We start from the raw sequence: 17812 nt of genomic DNA on the forward strand, positions 1-17812 counted from the left end.
CAATTAATTGTGAAATAGTTTGAGTCATATACGCTCCCTTTACATAAGCCGCATTAGATCACAAAATTAACGGAATTAATGGTATGGACCCTCTCCGCTCCACTTTCAGCTTCAAAAGAGCCAATATAGGTGTTGAGCATCTATATAAAAGAAGAGAGGGTCACATGAACAATATAACAATTGGTTTAGATATCGCCAAATCTACTTTTCATTTGGTTCAGATGGACAAAAACGGCAAGTTGCTTAAAAGAAAACAGCTGACTAGGAAAAAAGTCGCTGATTACTTTGTTAACTTAGCGCCTGGTATTGTCGTTATGGAAGCTTGTGGCAGTACTCACTATTGGACAAGAGTACTTATTCGTTGTGGGCATGTGGTGAAAGCTATCGCGCCACAGTTTGTTACACCATATCGAAAAGGCAATAAAAATGACTATAACGATGCCGAAGCAATAGCAGAAGCTTCACAGCGAAAGAACATGCGTTTTGTGCCACTTAAATCTTTAGAGCAGCAAGATATTCAAATGGTGCACCGAGTCAGAGAGCGGTTAATGAAAAACAGAACGGCGCTGAGTAATCAGATACGGGGGCTGTTAGCAGAATACGGGTTGGTTATTCCAAAAGGTGTTCATCATCTGAAATCTCAATTACCAGGATTGATTGAAGCAGCTGACAATGAATTAAGCGTTAACGCCAGACGTTATTTTAATGATTTATATGAAGAATTAAACAAACTAGAGCAAGAGATAAAAGTCGTTGATAAAGAAATATTAAGCATATGCAATAAGTATGATATTTGTAAGCAGCTTAGTACGATGAATGGCATAGGCCCAATTAACGCGACAGCCTTATATGCAGGTATCGGCGATGGTAAAGATTTTAATAGCGGTCGTCATCTTTCCGCTTGGCTTGGCCTTGTCCCTCGGCAACATTCAACTGGTGGTAAAGCCAATTTGATGGGAATTAGCAAGCGTGGAAATACCTATTTACGAACGCAGTTAATTAATGGTGCACGCTCCGCGTTACGACACTGTGATAATAAAACAGATAGGGTCAGTTTATGGGCTAAAGCCATAAAAGGGCGAAGTAGTTTCAATAACGCGACGGTAGCACTGGCCAATAAAATGGCAAGAATGGCTTGGGCGATGTTACATCACCAAGAAAACTACAAATTTAGCAACACTCAGAAGTAAGCAGAACGTAAGGACCTAGTAGTAAGATTTACCTTTTTATTTGCTCGATAATAGAGATTGATGGGATACAGTTCAGCACTGCCCTATAGGAAACCTTATAATACCAAGGGCTGTAAATAAGCCGCGAGAATTGATGAGGTGATAGGGGCGGAAATCCATCAGGGCTAGAGGCAATAATATTGCCTCATAAAAAGCCGGATATATGGCTGCAATGTACTCTATTTCAAAGATCTAAATTGTCTTGCAATAGGAGAGGGTCCATATATGGTATTAGAATAGAGCCTCAGTCGAAAGACTGGGGCTTTTTTCGTTTTAAGTCTATAAAGAATACTAACGGGTGTTCGTCGCTGACGGAGTCAGTGCGAGATATTGCTCGTAGCCACGCAAAGAACGACTTAGCCACCGCTCTTGCACATCCTGTGCTCGCGGCACTCGTGCATCTCGGCAATGTGCTCCATGCATTGCTCTACCTCTTGCATCCATGCAGTCGCTTGCACATCATTGCCAATTAGCTATTTAGTAAAAGGCTCCGCTCTAACGAACGGAGCCTTTTGCGCATCTAGATTTGGTTAATTGCAATGACAGGTATGATGCCACAGGCTTAAAGCGCCTCGGTAATTGCTCCTGTATTATCCTAATTACGCCCATCCTTGGGCTAATGCATTGCTCTACTACCGACATCCATGTCGGCGAGCTAGTCAGTGAAACATGGTTAACGTAGACGGCATTACCAATCGCCTATTTTGTAAAAGGCTCCACTCTAACGAACGCAGCCTTTTGCGCATCTAGCATTTGGAGGGTACAACTGTGCTTAATTAACTTAACCACCACCCTAATGATAATGTGAGTAGATATCATTATCACTTCGATATGTGTTGATACTAAAATCTCAATTGATTAATATCTTACACTTTGTTCTTAGAAGTAAGGTGATGAATGTGCAGAACATTTTAGTGATTGAGGATGACGCTATTCTCAACGAACAGCTGGCTGAGTTGTTAAGGTCGAAAGGTTATGAAGTCGAGCAATGTTTTGACGGTGAGCAAGGCTTGTTGCGCGCTGCTTCGCGCCAGCATCACCTTATTTTACTTGACGTGATGTTACCCGAGCGCGATGGTTTTTCATTATTAAAAATATTACGCAAGTCCTGTCAAACACCGGTCATCATGGTGACCGCAAAAGGTGCCGAACAAGAGAAAATTCAAGGGTTTAGTCATGGGGCTGATGATTATGTGGCTAAACCTTTTAGTACCGTAGAGTTGCTGCTGCGAATTGAAGCATTATTACGGCGCAGTCAATATGTGCAAAGTGAATTGTCAAAGATTGAAATACAGCTTGATGGCCTGACGATTAACCATCGTCAGCAAAGCGTGGTTGTTAATAAAAAGACCTTAGAGTTTACCCCTATTCAATTTAAACTGTTGTGGGAATTAGTGCTTAATCGCGATGAGGTTCTCAGTAAAGCCTATTTATATCAACGTGTTTTGAATAGAAATATGGCCGCTTATGATCGCAGTCTCGATATGCATTTAAGCCGAGTGAGGCGCAAATTAAATGACGCCAAGTGGCAAGGTGATCGGCTGCAAACAAGTCATGGTAAGGGGTATTGTTTAATATGAACCGTCGCTTATATTGGAAGTTGTGCTTAGTTATTGCAACCGCAGTGGTAGCGCTATTTTATGTCATCAGTTTGCTGACCTCTCAAACAGAAGACGGTATGAGTTATTTAGCACTCGACGACCGACAAAAGTTAAACGAGTGGGGCGCGCAAGCAGAACGTTTATACCTTAATGGTGACCAACAGGCGCTTGATAGCTGGGCTAATGCATTAGCAGAACAAGAAGAAACCTCGGTCGTTATTGCAAGTCATAAAATCACCCACTTGGCAGGATCAAAAGCGATGGAAAGGCTGCATGATGGTTACAATATGGGGCGTAATGTCGAGTGGAAAATACATTTATATTTTACTGCTAATCCTGTGATGGAAGTGCCATTCAAAGCTAAAGAGGCGAGTTTTTTGATCCGTTTACCCGATCGAATGAGGCCTGGCGTTTATTGGCGGCACACCAAAGTTGCGTTTCAAATTATTTTACCGACCATTCTATTGGCGTTGCTCACTTTCATGCTTTATCGGCACATTTTAAAACCATTATCGCAATTACAAATCGCGACAAAACATTTCAGTAAAGGAGATTTCCAGACCCGCGCTCAAGAGCTAGTAGGCGATCGCAATGATGATTTCTCAGATTTGGCCAGTGCATTTGATCAAATGGCAATCCGAATTGGTGAACAGATTATTAGCCAGCGCCAACTTATTGCTGATTTGTCTCATGAATTACGAACGCCATTGACCCGTTTAGATATTGCATTAGAGGCGGTAAAATCGACTGCTGATGTCGCTGATAATATCGATCGGATCGATCGTGAATCTAAACATATTCGAAAATTGGTGGAAGACACCCTCAATCTCGCTTGGCTTGAAAATGAACAACCCGAATTACAGCAAGAGTCGCTTGAGTTAATTGATTTGCTTGATGTGTTAGTGGAAGACGCTAGATTTGAGTTTCCTGATCGACAGATCGTGTGTGATTTTCTTGATAGTGCGGTGGTGGAAAATAGCAGTCATCGTGCCGCAGGGCAGGGTATAGAAAACATTCTGCGCAATGCGTTACGTTATACCCCAAGCGGTAAAACAGTCACGATTAAGGTGTCTGAAAATGATAATGACGTTTATATCAAGATTATTGATCAAGGCCCAGGGGTGCCCGATAAATATTTAGCCACTATCTTTAAACCTTTCTTTCGCGTTGATAAGTCTAGAGCGGCGCAGGGCAATAGTTTCGGCTTAGGCTTGGCGTTAGCAAGACGTCAATTAGCGGCAATTAGAGCACAAGTCATCGCGAGCAATGTCGCCACTGGGGGTCTGCTAATGACGATTAAGGTGCCTAAGGCCTAGTTATATACCTGCATAACAGTGGTTTCAAATGTAACAATTGTAAAAGCGCTTTCAATTTTGCTGTAAATGGTAATAATTCGCACTCAATAAGTTAGTTGATGTGAATTTTTACATAAAGGCAGGTTATGAAACCAATGTATTTGAATAAGCGTTTAACACCACTGGCAATCGCCGTTTCTTTAGCGCTGACCCCAGCAACGTCGATAGCACAAGAAATGAAACAAAGTGATAAAGAACAAATTGAAGCTCTGGTAGTGGTTGGCCAAGCAACCAACACCGAGATAACAGCGGAAGATTTGGAAAAATATCAAGCGAATAATTTATCTGAAATATTTCGTCAGGATCCTGCGGTCACTGTCGGTGGTACTGGTATTGCACAAAAGATCTTTGTGCGTGGTTTAGAAGATACCCAATTAAATGTCACCGTTGATGGTGCGCCTCAAACCAGTAGCTTATTTCACCATGTTGGTCGTGTTTCGATTGAGCCTGAGTTATTACAAGCAGTTGAAGTGCAAGCCGGGGCTGGTGAAGCCACCAGTGGCGCGGGCGCTATTGGTGGCTCGATTCGTTTTAAAACAAAAAATGTCGATGACTTGCTTGAGGATGACAAGCAATTTGGCGGCATGATTAAAGCTGGTTACTTTAGCAATGATGGTCTTAAAACCAGCGGTACGCTGTATGGTAAATTAAATGATAACTGGGGCTTGTTAGGCTCTTACGTCAAAGTCGATAGCGATAACATCGAAGATGGCAAGGGCAACGAGATATTTGGCACAGCCGCAGAGCAAAGCATGGGCTTTGTAAAAATTAACGGTGAGCTTAGCGACAACCAGACCATTAGCCTCAGTTATGAAAATCGTGTTGAAGAAGGTGAGCTTAGCAGTAAACCTAACTGGGTCATTTTAGAGGGTGCTACTTTATATCCGATCACTGGCGAGCGTGATACGTTGGTCTTTAATCATCAGTGGTTAGCCAGTGAATTAGTCAACTTAGAAACAAGCATTTACCATACTCAATCGTCTGTTACCCAAGATGGCAGGTGGGGGCTTTTTGAAGGGCAAGTTAAATCTCATGGTTTCGATATTCGCAATACCAGTCACTTAGCCGCTCATTCATTAACTTATGGGCTCGAATACCGCAAAGATACCGTCGATTCAGGCTCGCTTGAACCTGGTGGCGGTGAAGAAGCACAAGAAACAGGCACAGTCGCTGGCCTTTATATTCAAGACCACTGGCAGCTGCATGATGACTTACTTTTGAGTTTTGGGCTACGTTATGATCAATACGATTTAGAGCAACAAAATACCGGCAGCACCATTGATAGCGATGGTTTTAGTCCTAATGTTGGCCTTAATTACGATATTAATAATAATTGGCAAATAAACTTAAGTTATGCACAAGCAATGCGTGGCAAAGAAGTTGGCGACGCTTTCACCCTTAATGGCGCCGTGATTGATCCTGAATTAGCCGCTGAAGAAGTTGAAAATACGGAAATTGGTTTAATTTATCAACAGGACAATTGGCAGGTATCGGCCGCGGTTTATCAAAGTGATATTGATAACGTGATCTTGGATCAAAATGGTCAAGGCACTTATTATGAAAATGTCGGTACCTTGAAAACCAAGGGCTTTGAGTTAAAGGCAAACTATTGGTATCAAGGTTTAGAGCTTGGCGCTAGCTTTAGTCACAATGATATCAAACTCAATGGCGATGATGTGGAAGGTTATGAGCACGTTGGTTTAGGTAATGCCCGTGGTGATACCTGGGGCCTTAATGTTAACTATGCTTTGTCTAACGATATCGAGTTTGGTTGGCACTTTAGCTACGTTGAAGATTTAAACAATCTTGAAGTATTACAGCGTGCTATTGAGTTAGGCTGGACCGACGCAACCTTGATGCTCGATAAAGATGGTTACCAAGTTCATGATGTTTACGTGCAATGGTTACCACTAAGCAACGATACATTAACGGTTAACTTGACGGTGAAAAACCTGTTTGACGAGCAATATCTTGATCATTCGAGTGTCGGTGATTACAGCGAGGTATTTGCGACGGTTTCCGGAGTCTACGAAGCCGGGCGAGACGTTCGTTTATCGCTTAGTTATAAATTCTAACGCCATTGTCCTTAAATTAAAGTGACTACTGCATTGGGTGCAGTAGCCACTTTTTTTGTTTTAAGTGAAAAATAACCATGAAAGCGAAACAACGATTATTATGGATGAAATTACACGCCTATTTTGCCTGTTTTTTTCTGCCAATCACGCTACTTTATATCATCACTGGTATGTTATATTTTTTTGATATTGAAGGCGAAAATACTGCCGAATTTGAATATTTGGTACCATTAGCACAGGGTTGGCCAGAGACAGATCTGGCGGCTAAAGAAATTGTATTGGTCAGCTTAGCCGATAAAAACCATGCTCAATTACCAAGTGATTATTATTTATATAAAGGTACTCACGATTGGTATGGTCATGAGCAAGAGGTTAATTTGGTACCTACGGATGATAAAAAGATCGCAAAACTTATTGTTAACGAACATGATTTTTTAAAACAGTTACTGATTATTCATAAGGGTTATGCTGGCAATCTGTTTAAGCTGTTTTCGATAATGTTTGGTTTTAGTTTGGCTTTTAGTGTGATTAGTGGCGTGGTAATTACCTTGCAATTACCGCAGTTTAAAAAGCCATCTGTTATTGCGATCTCGATGGGGACGTTGGTGTTAACAAGTTTGTTTTTTCAATAAAATGTAACAGACGAGCTTAAAACGTTTATCGGGTAAAATATTTAGCGTAACGCTCAACAGTCGCGCGTTGAATGATTCTAGTAATAATGATGATTAAATAGATTATTGTAGACGTCTAGATGTCTTTGTTGTAAGTTGTAATCATTATTTTTGAATCTTAAGTAGAATATTATGCCGATTAACCTGCCTGATAGATTGCCTGCGGTTGAGATCTTGCGTGGCGAAAATATTTTTGTGATGAGCGAAAGCCGCGCCAATACTCAACAAATACGTCCAATGAAAGTGCTTTTACTTAATTTAATGCCCAATAAAATTGAGACTGAAACGCAAATATTACGTTTGCTGTCAAATAACCCATTGCAGGTTGATGTCGAGTTTCTTAGGATCCATAACAAAGAATCAAAAAATACTCCGCAAGATCACATGGACTCTTTTTACCGAAATTTTGAACAAATAAAAAACACCAATTTTGATGGCTTAATTATTACCGGCGCACCGCTGGGAAAAATAGATTTTGATCAGGTTAACTATTGGCAGCAAGTTAAACAAATTTTCGATTGGTCGCAGCAGCATGTAACATCAACTTTATTTTTATGTTGGGCAGCTCATGCTGCATTTTATCATTTATATGGGCTTAAGCGTTTTGTCAGAAAAGAAAAAATAGCCGGGGTCTTTCTTCATCATCGACGCAAGATTCATGATCCGTTGTTGCGAGGCTTTGATGATGAATTTTGGGTGCCACATTCTCGCTTTGCCCAAATGGATGTTGAGCAATTAGCTGCGCATCCTGATCTCGAAATACTGGCTGACTCAAGCGACGCCGGCGCTTATATCGTGGTAAGTAAAGACCGACGAAATTTGTTTGTGTTAGGACACCCAGAATATAGCGTAACGACGTTAAATGACGAATACCAGCGTGATATTATTGCCGGAATTAAGCCCGAGGTGCCAAAGGGTTATTATCCGGATGATAACCCGAACAATACACCGTTGGGGCGCTGGAGTGGCCACGCCAATCTGATGATCAATAACTGGTTAAATTATTATGTATACCAAATAACACCATATGACTTGTCCGATCTAAATACCATGACGCCATGGGAAAAATAGCAGCCTATCTTAAATGTTGTGGCCCATAATTGGCGTTTGTTTTGTCGCCAATACTATCCTTTTTGTGGCGGCTACGTTACCATAGCCGTTGTATTAATTTGATGTCAATCAAGCCTATGGTTTAACGGTGGGCTCTCAAACCAACACCAATCATAATTGGTATCTCCTGCGTTAATCAAAAATTCGGATGTAGCATAATGGCTAGGGTTTAATGGCAATATCGAAAATTATTTATCTGCTAAAGATCATCGGATCCTTAGTGCTAACTTTTACATTTTCTTCATTTACCTTTAGCCAAGGTGAACAAGCAGAACTGACATCAAAGTCTCGGGTTCAACAAACCCGATCGATTGACCAAATGCTCGATCAGGCAGAATTGAGCATCAATACCAACATGGTCGAAATGGAAAAGCTATTAACTGTCATTTCAAATATGGCTAAGCCACTTGATCAATTGCAGCGTCATCGTTTAATGCTGTTGCAAGCTAATCAACTGATTTTAGAAACTGAATTTGAACAAGCCGATGCCATTCTCGAGCAGCTGATGCGGCAGCAACCCAATACTACCACCATGATTAGGGCCACCTATTTTCGGGCGCACATTGCTGATATATTAGAAAATTATGGTCAAGCCTTTTCATATTTACATCGTTTGGATCAATATCCGCGACTGGCAATTTCCCGTCATCAACAGTTTAAAACATTGACCCTCGCTACTAATTTATATAGTAAAGCAAATGCATATGCTCTGGCTTTAGATTTCGCTCGTCGGGCTTTGTCTATTGCTCGCCAGGGGAGCTCTGCTCAGATGATGTGTTATGCATTACGTTCAATAACCAACATTTATATAAACTCTAAAGAATACGATAAAGCCAAGAGTTATGCGTCGCAATCTATCGAGTTTTGTACTGATGCTAAAGAGCCAACAGCCTTAGCTAATTCTTATGTCAATCTGTCTTATTGGTATCGAGAGCACCAGGATTATACTCAGCAGCGACAGCTACTGACGCAGGCCATTACACTGTATCAGCAGCAGCATTTTAAATTGAGTATTAACTTCGCTAGTTTGTTATTAGTTGAATCCTATATATTAGATAATGACTTTGTTAATGCCGGCAAAATTATGACTAACGTCTTTAGTGACGTAGAGCAATTAAATGTGCTGAGTGAGTTGATGTTAGGTTATCGACTGAAAGCGATGTTGTTTGAACACTCAGGGGATTGGCCACAAGCGATGGTCTATTTTAAAAAATTCTTAGCCGCAGCATCGGATGTGAATGGTAACAGCAGCAAGCTTAATCAAGCTTACTTACAAATGCGTTTTGACAATAAAATCAGTCAGCAATCTAAAGTTATTAATCAAATTGAGCATAATAATATTAAGCTGATGATCAAAATTGAGGGGCTAACCAATATTTTAATCGTCGTTTGTGCATTACTCGTTTTATCAATATCATTTTATTGCTTTACTTTTTATCGACGAAGTAAAACGATGACAACGGTCGAGCGCAGCAATTTTGATGAGTTGACTCAACTGTATAATGCTGATTACGGCTTTAGTTTAGCTAAAACTATGCTTGAAAATAGTGAGAGTAGCGAGCTACCTTTTGGGGTTGTGTGCATTAATATAGATTTCATGAGCGCGGTTAACAACAGCTTTAGTCATGACTTTGGTGATATTTTATTGCAAGCATTTGCCAGTAAAATTAAATGTTTAGTCAGTGATGACGGCATTGTTATTCGCCATAGCGGTGACTCTTTTATTGCCTGTACCCGTAGCTTAGATACTGAACAACTGACCGACTTGATTATAAAAATTCATCAATGCCTCGATGGCATAATGATCGATCGACAAAAGATTATTGTCAGTTGCTCGATTGGTTGGACATTGGAGCACGGCGAGCAGTATTCAAATGTCGATCAAGAGTTATCCCTGTTAATCGACCACGCTACTGAGGCGCTTGAGCAAGCCAAATTTAGTGGCCGAAATCAATGGCTGCGTTATCAGCCAGCGAAATCGAATGAGCCTTTTACTGAACTTAATATACGCCGTATTAGTGATAGTTTTTAGCCCTAAGGCTTCAGACCCTAGTTGGTCACTTATACCGCTATCGTGCTAATGTCTTGCGGTGGTGCAATAAAACCTTGAATGCCATCAACCCGCAAGCTTTGAAAATTAATCAGTTGGTCGCTGTCTTCGATTGCTGTTGCAATGACTTCAATATTTAACCCTTTTAGCACATTGATTAACGCGCGACACAGTTCATTGTTATGCTCAGATCTTTCGTAGAAAGCAAAAGCTTGATCCAATTTTACGTAATGTGGTTTTAATTGTTGCAGATAAGTCAGTGAGTCCATTTGCCGGCCACAATGGTCGATGCCAAATTTAGCGCCGTTATCTCTAATCACTTCACATAAAATTTGACATTGATCCAAGCTACTGTTGACTGCCGATTCTGGTAACTCAAAATGAAGAGCATGTGCTTGAGGCAACTTTCTTAAAAATTTAGCGAGCCATTGATGAAACTGTGGGCTGTTAATACTGTCATGGGTTAAATTAATGGCTAAAGGTTCGTAGCACATTTTCACCACGTCTTGTTGCACTATTATTTCTAATAAACACTGATCTAGGTTATGACCTAACGAAAACAATTCAATATAGGGCACAAATTGGCTAGCACTTATGCGTTCACCATCGATATTTAAGTGGCAGTATATTTCACGTTGAATGACTTCGTTAGAGTCGATATGGGAAATAGGTTGCCATTGTAATAAAAATTGTTTTTGACTAATAGCGGTGACCAATATTTCTCGCCATTGTTCTTTGCTATATTTTTGTTGCTGGTGCTGCGCATCGAACCAATGGCTAATTCGGTGTTCTTGAATTGCTTGCTGCAGTGCGTTGTCTGATTGAGATAAAATATCAGTCAAGGTTGTGCCAAGCGCTCGTTCGCTAACCCCCAGTGCAAATCCCTGATTGGGTTCGCAGCCCGCTTTTGACATTTCTTGATTAATTAGACGTATTAGTGACTGCAGATAAGTCTCTAGTTGATGGCGATCGCCTTTGGTGACTAAGAAAGCAAACTCGGTATTGGCAATTCGAGCAATGACACAATCGGCTTGCACTAGCAATTCGCTTTGCAGCCGTTTTGATAATACTTTAATCGTTTCATCGCGCACCTGATAGCCATATTTACTATGAATTTCATCTAGCCAATCAAATTTAGCGAGGATCAGTCCGCCATCCCCAGGATCTGCTAACCAACTGGTTATTTGGCCTGAAAGGTGCTGTCTGTTTGGCAACCCAGAAACCCTGTCGGTTAAATTGATCAGTTTCAATTTATTAACTTCATCGTCTAAGGTAACAAACACGTTTTTGAGTTGATCTGATATGGTATTAATTGCCGTGACGACCTCTTTTAGCTCCGTGGTTTTTGGCATGATTAATTGTTGGGTAAATTTTTGCTTAGCGATTGCTTTGGCGTATTCACTAATACGATATAGCGGCATTAATATTTGTTTTAATCTGACATGTAATATCACTATCACCAGCACCAGTAATATCGCGAGTACGACTAAGGCCATGCTCATAATACGCCATAGCTCTTGATAAGCTAAGGCTGGGTGGGCCTCAACTTTTAGCGTTGCCAGTTGAACTTGTCCCGAGCTTATCGTTATTGTTTTCGTCAGATCACCAAATAATTCAAGCGCACTGAACCATTGCGGCACACCGTGTATAGTTACTGAGTTGCGCCAGATTTGTTGCTGATTATCGGTCAGCCAAGTCAAGGTCACTTGGCGATAAAAGCCCCCTTCGGAAATCACTTTAATTAATTTTGTCGCACCGACTTGATCTCCTGTTTCTAAATGAGGTTGTAAAATTAGGCCTAATGATACACTGGTATTGTTGAGATCCAGTGTCATCTGGTTATTCATAAAATCACGGGTTTGGCTAAATTGAAAAAAGACTAAGCAGAGCATCACTAATAACATCAAGCCAAGCAGCAAGGAATAAATTTGTTTAAATAAGGTCATGGGGCTAGTGCTCCAGTTCTTGCTGGTGCGAATTTGTGAACATTAGCAGCACCATTGGGTATTGATCTATACTGGCGGAATTAACCATTGTAATAACTACCTTTTATCTGATGGAACTTGAGTCGAATATGAGTACGCCGCGGTTATTAATACTCTATTTGGTCAACGGAATAAATTGTCCAAATCATTTGGTCAACCTGCGCTGTTTTGCTCAGTTGCGCGACAATACGTCGATTAATCCGGTGATCTTTATCGGTATCTCCGTAAGCTTTGAGGCGCTCAAAGCCATAACCTATGGTTGATATTTGCAGCGGTTCAATATCAAAGTCATTAATTAAGACCGTTGCCAGTGCTTGTGCACGTTGCTGTGACAGCCGCTTATTTTCTGCCGCCAAGCCGACTTTGCTAGTATGTGCTTCGATTAACACTTTGTTATCGGGATCGTCGGTTAAGAACTTGGCAACTTGCTCTATTTGTTGGTAATCATCGCTGGGAATAATGGCGGAGTGATTAGCAAACTTTATATCTAGGGTTAAACGCTGGTTAGTTGCTTGACTATTGCTACAACCAAGATTATTAATCTGGGCACCAAGCATTGTTTCAATGCATTTGTCACGAGCTCCAATCACACCATCGTGGTCAAGATCACTGAGTTCTTGTAGTTGCTCGATGTTATCCATATTCGCTAATTTTAGATCGGCACAGGCTGAGGTCACTAGCACTGTTGCGCCAATGATTAATGCTTGGACCTGTTGTGAAAACTGATTCATTGGACATTTCCTCGGTGGTAATTATGCTCTCCTTGCCAAGTGCTGGATCGAGTAATCCGAAATGAATCGAGCAAGACTCCTGTGGCGTTGAGCAAGCGATATCTGGCATCGAGCTCACTAAACTGGCTTGCTAAGTAATCTTGACGTGCTTGAAATAATTCATTTTCGGTATCGAGTAAATCAAGCAGGCTGCGTTGGCCGAGATTAAATTGTTGTTCGTAATAGCGCTGAGTCTCCTTGGCTGAGATCACATGTTGCTTAATGAAATTGAGCTGTGAGCCCAACATTTCATAAGCATTCCAAGCCAGTTCAAAGCCTTCGGTTACTTGACGATGCGCTCGAATATTAATTTCATTAGCTTGGGTTATTTTATAGGCGGCGTCGCGTTCTTGCGCGCGAGTTTTACCGCCAGCGTAGAGGTTATAATTAAGCCTTATCATAGCGGTGAAGTCATTGTCATGGCCGCCAACCCCTGAGCCATCTTCACCACGGGTATCATTATTTGTATTGGCGCTCAACTCAAAGCTAAGTTGTGGGTAATAATCGGCGTTAATTACCTTTTTATACGACTGTGCGGCGTTAATATCTTGCGCAGCTGATCTAATGACTAGGTGGTTTTCCTGTGCTTGGATAAGGCCGGCATCTAAACTGGTTGGCAACATATCGGCATCTGGAACCGGAATGATTAAGTCATCGGCCGCGGTATTAGTTAGGCGTTTAAACTGGCTGCCGGCATCGTTAAAATTATTACGGGCTGCAACATTATTAGACTGAGCGCGGGCTAAGCGACCTGACACTTGAGATAAGTCAGCGACGCTGCCAAAACCCGAATCAGTACGTTCTTTTATTTGCTCATAAATAGCACGGTGATCCGAGACGTTTTTGTCTGACAGACTTAATAACTGCTCGGTCTTTAAATAATTTAGATAAGATTTAGCAACCGACAATGCTAAATCTTCAGCGGTACTTAGCAGCGTTAATTGCTCGGCATATGCCTCGAACATCGTGCGCTCAACATCGTTACTGGTCCGCATGCCATCAAATAATACTTGTCGTAAGCTCAAGCCAAATTCACCACGCATTAAGTCGGTGGTATCGTCACCGGCTCCTGAGGCGCTACGACGACTGCTCGGGGTATTGGTATATTCATAACCATAACCAGCGTTGAGATCGATCGTGGGTAAATAGGCCGCTGAGGCGATATCTACTTGTTGTTCGAAACTTTTGAATTTAGCGAAAGATTGCCGAATATCAGGGTGGGTATCTAATGCCAGCGCGACCACTTGCTCTAGGCTTTGTGCCGCGACATTGGTGGTCAATAGGGTGCTTAAGCACCAAAGACCCACTGATAATTTACTCGGCTTTAAAAATATTCTATCGTCCATGATCGCTCCATCTGTCTTACTGTTTATTCAAATTTATGGCGTTTTATCGTTCGCGTAGTGCGGCTTGTTTCGCGCGTAATATTGGGTTTAAGATGTATTCTAAAATAGTTCGTTTACCGGTGATTACATCAACACTGGTCATCATGCCCGGTATAATGCTCATGTCTTCATTGGCTTTATTTTTAATGCTCGAGGCATCTGTTCTGACCCGAATTATATAATAACTAGTCCCATCATCGTCTTGGGTGGTGTCGGCACTGATGTGCTCAACCTCGCCTGTCAGGCCGCCATACCGGGCAAAGTCATAAGCGGTTATTTTTACCACTGCTGGTAATCCTGGATAAATAAATCCGATATCCCGTGGTTTTATTTTTGCTTCAACTAATAACATATCATCGGTCGGTACTATTTCAATGATCGTTTGCCCTGGCTGAATAACACCACCTAAGGTATTAATGTGGATTGTTTTGATGGTTCCGATGACTGGTGAAGTAATTAATGCTTTGGTTACTTTGTCTTTGACCCCGACCTGTGCTTCAGTGATCTTAGATAAACTACTTTGCAACTCATTAAGTTGAGCTCTGGCTTCGGTACGGTAGACTAAAACGGTGTCACGGCGTTGCAAGATACTTTCTTCGACGGATGCTTGCAGTTTAGGCTTTAACAAACGCACTGCGCTTAATTCCCCTCTAATATCATTAACACTGCGTTCGAGTTTAAGTAATTCAATTTTAGGGACAATATTTTTTTTAGCCAGCGGCCGAGTTAATGCTAATTCTTTTGAAGCTAAATTGTAGCTGGTTTTCAAGGTTCTTATTTTAGACGATAATTCGGTTACTTCTTGAATTCTTTGTAAGATTTGTCTTTCTTGAATCGCAACTTGATTAATTATGCTATCTAGCCGGCCATCGTATTCGTTCTGTTGACGCTTGACCAACGCTGGAGATTTTAGGTTGAGATCTTCAGGATAGACCAATGTTTTCTTGGTAATGGCTATCTGTAACTGCCAATCACTTGCCTCGCCAACGAGAATGCTTGAAAGCTCAGCTCGTAGTCGAATTATGTTCGCTCTTAAACTATCTACTTCTTGTTTTTGTTGGGCAAAATCAGATCGGAAACGGGTGTCGTCAATGCGAGCTAAGGGTTGCCCTTGTTTGACCTGCATGCCTTCTTTAACAAATAATTTTTGTAAAACCCCGCCGTCTAAACTTTGAATAATTTGAATTTGAGAGGAGGGAATTATTTTACCCTGTCCGGTTGTTACCTGTTCCAGCGACGAAAAATAAGACCAAGTTATAAAACTTAAAATAAGCGCAGCTAGCGTCCAAATGGTTAAGCGATGCAAGCTCGGTACTTCGGTCAGTAAAGCGCCGTAGACATCGTCGGCCATGGAGATATCTTGTTGGGTTACTTTCATGAAGCCACCTCGGTATTGAGCTGGCCATTTTTCAACTGCTGTAATACCGCATCTTTTGAGCCATCAGCAATTATTCGTCCCCGGTCTAACACAATAACCCGGTCGACTAAGCTCAGTAGGTGCATTTTATGGGTAATTAATATCATGGTGCGATCTTTGACCGTGGCTGAAATTGAGTTGATAAATAGTTTTTCAGCGCGGGCGTCTAGACTTGCGGTTGGCTCGTCTAACAATAAAATAGCGGGGTCATTCAGAGTCGCGCGGGCCAAAGCAATTGATTGACGTTGACCACGAGATAATGCATTGCCGCCTTCACCCACTTGTTGATCTAACCCTTGGCTGTCCTGATCGGTAAATAAACTGACACCTGACAATTGCACCGCACGGATCAGTTGATACTCGGTGACTTGGCGGGTACCGAATAATATATTATCGCGAATAGAGCCGTGAAATAAGGTGATATCTTGCGGTAAATAACCAAAATTTTGGCGTAAGTTACTTGGATGTATTTGCTGGTGGTTGAGGCCATCAAAGCGTAAATTGCCTGCGGTAGGTTGATAAAGTCCCAGTAATACCTTGGCTAGCGTCGTTTTTCCTGAGCCATTACGGCCGATGATCGCAATTTTTTCGCCAGGCTTGATTGCGATAGACATCGGATACAATGCTGGTTTTTCACACTCAGGATAGGTAAAGCCTAAATGTTCGGCATCTATTCGCCCTGCTAGTTTGCTGCGGCCGACTAAATGCGCTTTGTTTTCAAACTCACCTTGTTGATCCATTAAACTATTAAGTTGTCTGAGCGCGCTAATTGTTTGATTTGAACGAGTCAGTAATGAGGCTAGTTTTGCCATCGGCGAAATCGCTCGGCTCGACAGCATAACTGCGGCAATAATACCGCCCATCGAGATCAGATTTTCAGAGACGCGATATACCCCCATAACGACAACCCCAATTACCGTGACTTGCACAATAAAGCTGGCAACGTTAGTGACTGAGTTAGTAATTACTTTCGACTTGAGTTGCCAATTTGAAGTATGGCCGATCATTTGCTGCCAGGCGTTTTGAATCACACCTTCGGCGCCGTTGGCTTTGATCGATTCAAGCGAGCTTAAGCACTCAATTAAATGGCCATGGCGCAAGCCAGAAAATTTATTGGTTTCTTCAATCGCTGCCCGCAACTTAGGTTGCATTAAAAAAGTGTAACCAAGAATGATCACCGTGGCGACAATAGGGAACAGCACTAAATCGCCGGCGACGAGATAAATAATGAACATAAATAAGGCGGCAAAGGGTAAATCGACCAAGGCGGTAATAGTCGCGGAAGACAAAAAGTCACGGACGCTATCAAATTCACTTAATTGGCGCGCCATTCCGCCAATACTCGGGGCGCGTTTTTCCAGAGGAATGCCAATTACTTTTGAAAATAGCTTTGCTGACACCTGAATATCCACTTTTTTTCCAGCGACATCAATCAGGTAACCTCTAAGTTGTTTTAAAATAAAATCAAAAAGATAGGCAATACCGGCTCCGATAGCGAGCACCCACAATGACTCAAATGCGAGATTAGGCACTACCTTGTCGTAAATATTCATTACAAATAACGGTGAAACCAAGGCAAAAATATTAATCAAAATTGAAGCAATAATTACATCGCGGTAAATAGAGGCTGATTGCTTAATGTGTTGCAATAACCAATGCTCAGAAGCATCGTTGACATGAACATCAAAATCTAGATCACCACGATATTGCTGTTTGATCAAGAAGGCATAACCAGCATAGCTAGATTCTAGCTGAGCAAGGGTTAATAGCTCTTGGCCGCCAGTTTCTGGTAAAGATACCGTCGCTTGATTGGTTTTATTGTTGATTTGGTGAAGGATGCAGGCTTTTTGACCCTTTAGTAATAAAATGCAGGGCAATAACATTGCGGGAAATTCATTGAGCCCTTTACGGGTTAATTTTGCGCTTAGTCCTGCTCTTGCTGCAGCTTGGGGTAATAGCTCGGGCGATAAAATATTGCCATTAAAGGGCAAGCCAGCGGCGAGCGCTTGAGCGGAGCAGGGGTTACCAAAATGCTCACTTAATAACACGATGCTATCAAGCAATGGATCATCACTAACCTGTTGGGCAGGATTAATTGTCCACTGATCTAATTTTGCAGATGAAGTAAGCACTGAAAATATAGTTCCTTTATATAATCATGACG

Annotated in this window: 12 protein-coding genes; 7 read left to right on the plus strand and 5 right to left on the minus strand. The window is 41.6% G+C overall.

Annotated elements, in window-relative coordinates; all coding sequences use genetic code 11:
• Positions 1-164 precede the first annotated feature (164 nt).
• The 7 genes from HRU23_03255 (at position 165) to HRU23_03285 (ending at position 10073) form a co-directional block, all read left to right on the plus strand.
• Positions 165-1190, plus strand: a complete 1026-nt coding sequence (locus HRU23_03255) for an IS110 family transposase (GenBank protein ID NRA53138.1) — start codon at positions 165-167, stop codon at positions 1188-1190.
• Positions 1191-2122: 932 nt separating this feature from the next.
• The gene (locus HRU23_03260; protein NRA53139.1) at positions 2123-2809 is read left to right on the plus strand and encodes a response regulator transcription factor; all 687 of its coding nucleotides are present in this window, start codon (positions 2123-2125) and stop codon (positions 2807-2809) included.
• The gene (locus HRU23_03265; protein NRA53140.1) at positions 2806-4146 is read left to right on the plus strand and encodes a histidine kinase sensor domain-containing protein; all 1341 of its coding nucleotides are present in this window, start codon (positions 2806-2808) and stop codon (positions 4144-4146) included. Before HRU23_03260 ends, HRU23_03265 begins: the two co-directional genes overlap by 4 nt.
• A gap of 134 nt (positions 4147-4280) precedes the next feature.
• Entirely contained in the window at positions 4281-6260 is a 1980-nt protein-coding gene (locus HRU23_03270; protein ID NRA53141.1) for a TonB-dependent receptor, read from the plus strand.
• A gap of 77 nt (positions 6261-6337) precedes the next feature.
• Positions 6338-6892, plus strand: a complete 555-nt coding sequence (locus HRU23_03275; protein NRA53142.1) for a PepSY domain-containing protein — start codon at positions 6338-6340, stop codon at positions 6890-6892.
• A gap of 171 nt (positions 6893-7063) precedes the next feature.
• The gene (gene metA / locus HRU23_03280) at positions 7064-8002 is read left to right on the plus strand and encodes a homoserine O-succinyltransferase (GenBank protein NRA53143.1); all 939 of its coding nucleotides are present in this window, start codon (positions 7064-7066) and stop codon (positions 8000-8002) included.
• 211 nt (positions 8003-8213) lie between these two features.
• Entirely contained in the window at positions 8214-10073 is a 1860-nt protein-coding gene (locus tag HRU23_03285) for a diguanylate cyclase (protein ID NRA53144.1), read from the plus strand.
• A 29-nt stretch (positions 10074-10102) separates the two neighbouring features.
• Here HRU23_03285 and HRU23_03290 read toward each other — a convergent pair whose 3' ends face one another.
• The 5 genes from HRU23_03290 to HRU23_03310 form a co-directional block, all read right to left on the minus strand.
• Entirely contained in the window at positions 10103-12037 is a 1935-nt protein-coding gene (locus HRU23_03290; protein NRA53145.1) for an EAL domain-containing protein, read from the minus strand.
• A gap of 146 nt (positions 12038-12183) precedes the next feature.
• Positions 12184-12807: an OmpA family protein gene (locus HRU23_03295; GenBank protein NRA53146.1), complete on the minus strand. Its 624-nt coding sequence runs from the start codon at positions 12805-12807 to the stop codon at positions 12184-12186.
• A complete protein-coding gene (locus HRU23_03300) occupies positions 12804-14192 on the minus strand; it encodes a TolC family outer membrane protein (protein NRA53147.1) in 1389 nt (462 codons plus the stop codon). Before HRU23_03300 ends, HRU23_03295 begins: the two co-directional genes overlap by 4 nt.
• 43 nt (positions 14193-14235) lie before the next feature.
• Positions 14236-15609, minus strand: a complete 1374-nt coding sequence (locus HRU23_03305; GenBank protein NRA53148.1) for an HlyD family type I secretion periplasmic adaptor subunit — start codon at positions 15607-15609, stop codon at positions 14236-14238.
• Positions 15606-17780, minus strand: a complete 2175-nt coding sequence (locus HRU23_03310; protein ID NRA53149.1) for a type I secretion system permease/ATPase — start codon at positions 17778-17780, stop codon at positions 15606-15608. Before HRU23_03310 ends, HRU23_03305 begins: the two co-directional genes overlap by 4 nt.
• Between the last annotated feature and the right edge of the window lie 32 nt (positions 17781-17812).

It is taken from the genome of Gammaproteobacteria bacterium (assembly GCA_013214945.1).
GTDB lineage: Bacteria > Pseudomonadota > Gammaproteobacteria > Enterobacterales > Psychrobiaceae > Psychrobium.

Coding starts and splice junctions, on each gene's coding strand:
- HRU23_03255 (NRA53138.1), top strand. CDS start 165: ATGAACAATATAACAATTGGTTTAGATATCGCCAAATCTACTTTTCAT.
- HRU23_03260 (NRA53139.1), top strand. CDS start 2,123: ATGAATGTGCAGAACATTTTAGTGATTGAGGATGACGCTATTCTCAAC.
- HRU23_03265 (NRA53140.1), top strand. CDS start 2,806: ATGAACCGTCGCTTATATTGGAAGTTGTGCTTAGTTATTGCAACCGCA.
- HRU23_03270 (NRA53141.1), top strand. CDS start 4,281: ATGTATTTGAATAAGCGTTTAACACCACTGGCAATCGCCGTTTCTTTA.
- HRU23_03275 (NRA53142.1), top strand. CDS start 6,338: ATGAAAGCGAAACAACGATTATTATGGATGAAATTACACGCCTATTTT.
- metA (NRA53143.1), top strand. CDS start 7,064: ATGCCGATTAACCTGCCTGATAGATTGCCTGCGGTTGAGATCTTGCGT.
- HRU23_03285 (NRA53144.1), top strand. CDS start 8,214: ATGGCAATATCGAAAATTATTTATCTGCTAAAGATCATCGGATCCTTA.
- HRU23_03290 (NRA53145.1), bottom strand. CDS start 12,037: ATGACCTTATTTAAACAAATTTATTCCTTGCTGCTTGGCTTGATGTTA.
- HRU23_03295 (NRA53146.1), bottom strand. CDS start 12,807: ATGAATCAGTTTTCACAACAGGTCCAAGCATTAATCATTGGCGCAACA.
- HRU23_03300 (NRA53147.1), bottom strand. CDS start 14,192: ATGGACGATAGAATATTTTTAAAGCCGAGTAAATTATCAGTGGGTCTT.
- HRU23_03305 (NRA53148.1), bottom strand. CDS start 15,609: ATGAAAGTAACCCAACAAGATATCTCCATGGCCGACGATGTCTACGGC.